Genomic DNA, 3,103 nt, shown 5'->3' with positions numbered 1-3,103 from the left:
GTGATCGTGCCGGATGCCGCGTCATCGCGTCTCCCCCGTCCCGAACCTGATGCATCCGCGCCAGCCGCGCGGCTTTTTCGAAGCCCCCTCGTCCACCGTCACCCCTTGGTCACACCCGGCGCGCATTCGTCGGATGCGAATCGCACTGGTGCGCCAGTTGCATCGTGTATTCGGCCGCGCACGGATCGTCGTGACGCTCTCCACAGGCGGACGAGCGCGGGGCGGAACCTTCGGCCTGGGGCCGGTATTAAGTTTCGCAAACGAATAGAACCGGGAGCACGCAGGTAAACGGCAGTTCAGATACAGATCCAGGTTGGCTAGTCCCGTTGGAGTGTACATCCATGAAGAGACGCCGCGCACGACTTGAACTGGTTGAAGACCGCACGTCCCGCATTCACCGCACACGCTTCGACGAAGAACGCAACCTCGCCCCCATCCAGCCGCTCACCGAACGCCAGGCCGAGTATCTCGACGCCCTCGCCCGCTCCCCGCAGGTCATCGTCCTGGGGCCGGCCGGCACCGGAAAGACCTTCATCGCCGGCACCCGCGCGGCGGACCAGCTCCGCCAGCGCCGGATCGCCAAGGTCGTCATCACCCGCCCGAACGTGCCCTCGGGCCGGTCCCTCGGCTACTTCCCCGGCACGCTGGAAGAGAAGATCGCCCCCTGGGTCGCCCCGCTGACCGAGGCCATGAAGGAGCGCATGGGCGCCGCCGCCTTCGAGATCGCCCTCAAGACCGGCGACATCGAGATCGTCCCCTTCGAGGTGATGCGCGGGCGGACCTTCAAGAACTGCCTCGTGATCCTCGACGAGGCCCAGAACACCACGATCAACGAGATCAAGATGTTCCTGACCCGGATCGGAGACGATTGTCAGGTCATCATCAACGGCGATGTGTCGCAGACCGACCTGCGCGAGACCTCCGGCCTGCGCACCGTCATGCACATGGTCAAGAGCCGGATGATGCCGATCCCGGTGGTGGAGTTCACCCGCAACGACATCGTGCGCTCGGGAATCTGTGCCGAATGGGTGAAGGCCTTCGAGGAAACGAATCTCTGACTTGGCAGTTGATGGCGGCGGGTCCTCGCAGACCCGCCGTGCCGCCCCGCGGCACGAGACGACTCTCCGCACCTCCCGTCCGGGAGGAGGAACCGGGCACCCGACCCGGCCACCAGAAAATTGGAGTCTCCTCGTGAGGAAACTGACCTTCGCCTTTGCCGTGCTGGCCTCCCTGGGCGGCGCCGCTCTCGTCCAGCCGGCCTCGGCGGCTCCGGCGATGCCCGGCGCCGTCACGGCGCCCGACGCCGTGACCCATGTCCGCATGACCCCGATGGAACACCGCATGATGCACCGCCGGATGGAGCGCCGCATGATGCACCGCCGGATGGAGCGCCGCATGATGCATCACCGCATGCATCGCCGCATGATGCGCCACATGTGATCAGCCGGCGAAGCGGGGGCCTCGCGCCTCCGCCTCGCCGTCCCGGACCGACCGGGCGTTGCTCCCCATCGCGAAGATTCCTATCTCGTCCTCTCGAATCGCGCCGTCAGGCGGCCGCCGCGGCAGCCGGCCGATCCGGGAGACCTCGATGCCCCCCTCCAATCGACTGTTCGACGACCTCGCCCGCCTGATGACCGACGCGGCCGGCGCCGCGCAGGGCGTCCGCCGCGAGGCGGAGACCGTGGCCCGGGCGCAGCTCGAACGCGTCATCCGCGACCTCGACATCGCCTCGCGCGAGGAGCTCGACGTGCTCCGCGACCTCGTGACTCAGCTGCAGGCGCAGAACGAGGCCCTGTCGGCCCGCATTGCGGCCCTGGAGGCGAAATCCGGCGCCGCCGGAGCGGGCGCCGCTGGCCTGAGCGAGGCCGTCTGAGTCTCCGCGGCAACGCCCCCGGCTTTTACACAGGAAGCCGCGGCGACGATCCGGTTTCCTGTTCACCGATTGTGACCTGCACTTTGTGTCGCGAGTCACGGCCGGTCTATAGTCGGGCATAGGGTGATTCGGGGGCTGCAGGGCGATGTCCGCAGAGCTTCGACAGTCGATCGCATCACCACCGGCCTAGATCTGCCGATCGTTCCAGTTCTCGGAGTGTTCTCACGCTCCGGTTTCGCGTCACCGTCACGTCGGGCCGGATCTCGTCCGGGCCGTCCTTTTGGATCGTCATGCCGCTTCTCAACGTCGACTTCCACGACCCGGACCGGAACGAGCATCCGCTCGACGTCGTCGAGCGGCTGGCCTCCCTGCGCGATTGGATCTTCGACCGGGCCGAGACCGACGAGATGTCGGTCACGAGCCCCGGCCGGTGGACCGACTACAACGTGGCCTTCACGTGGATCGAGGATGTCGAGGCGCTTCACGTCGCCTGCGCCTTCGACCTCAAGGTGCAGGAGCGGCAGCGCACCGAGGTGATGCGCCTGATCGCGATGATCAATGAACAACTGTGGGTCGGCCATTTCGACCTTTGGACCACCGACAATGTCGTGATGTTCCGGCACGCCCTGCTGCTGACGGGGGGCGCGGTGCCGACCCACCCGCAATGCGCCACCATGATGAAGACCGCGGTGGACGCCTGCGAACGCTACTTCCAGGCGTTCCAGTTCGTGCTCTGGGCCGGCAAGAGCGCCCGCGAAGCGCTGGACGCTGTCCTGTTCGAGACCGAAGGCGAGGCGTGACCGGCCCGATGCCGATGCCCGCCTCGCTGGTCCTGGCCGGGGCCGGCAAGATGGGCGGCGCGATGCTGGCGGGCTGGCTGGATGCTGGCCTCGACCCGCGCCGGACGACGATCATCGACCCCGTGCCGTCCGGCGCGATCGTGGACCTCTGCACCGAACGGGGCATCGCCCTGAACCCCCCGGCCCCCGAGCCCGGCGCCGTTCTGGTCCTCGGCATCAAGCCGCAGGGTCTGGAGACGGCCGCCCCNGGGCTCGACCGGCTGATCGGCCGCGACACGCTCCTCGTCTCGATCCTGGCGGGCAAGACCATCGCGGATCTCCGCGCCCGCCTGCCGCGGGCGCGGGCCGTCGTCGGGGCCATGCCGAAACCTGCGGCGAGCATCGGCCGGGGCGCCACCGGCGCTTGCGCGAATCCCGAGGTGACGCCCGC

Annotated in this window: 5 protein-coding genes; all 5 read left to right on the top strand. The window is 68.1% G+C overall.

Features of this window, described 5'->3' with window-relative positions:
- Window positions 1–341 precede the first annotated feature (341 nt).
- Window positions 342–1,058, top strand: coding sequence for a PhoH family protein (locus I53_RS04175; RefSeq protein ID WP_012321860.1), 717 nt, complete (start codon window positions 342–344; stop codon window positions 1,056–1,058).
- A 133-nt stretch (window positions 1,059–1,191) separates the two neighbouring features.
- Window positions 1,192–1,440 carry a hypothetical protein gene (locus tag I53_RS04170; protein WP_043346996.1) on the top strand — a complete coding sequence of 83 codons (249 nt, stop codon included), beginning with the start codon at window positions 1,192–1,194 and terminating at the stop codon, window positions 1,438–1,440.
- Between the two features lie 148 nt (window positions 1,441–1,588).
- Window positions 1,589–1,873 (top strand): accessory factor UbiK family protein, encoded by a 285-nt coding sequence (locus I53_RS04165; protein ID WP_043346993.1) that lies wholly within the window; start codon window positions 1,589–1,591, stop codon window positions 1,871–1,873.
- A 290-nt stretch (window positions 1,874–2,163) separates the two neighbouring features.
- The gene (locus I53_RS04160; RefSeq protein ID WP_043346992.1) at window positions 2,164–2,673 is read left to right on the top strand and encodes a YbjN domain-containing protein; all 510 of its coding nucleotides are present in this window, start codon (window positions 2,164–2,166) and stop codon (window positions 2,671–2,673) included.
- 14 nt (window positions 2,674–2,687) lie between these two features.
- A partial coding sequence (locus I53_RS04155; protein ID WP_251982211.1) for an NAD(P)-binding domain-containing protein occupies window positions 2,688–3,103 on the top strand: 416 nt, incomplete at its 3' end.

It is taken from the genome of Methylobacterium sp. B1 (assembly GCF_000333255.1).
GTDB classification, from domain to species: domain Bacteria; phylum Pseudomonadota; class Alphaproteobacteria; order Rhizobiales; family Beijerinckiaceae; genus Methylobacterium; species Methylobacterium fujisawaense.
This window is presented reverse-complemented; position numbering and strand designations above follow the sequence as displayed.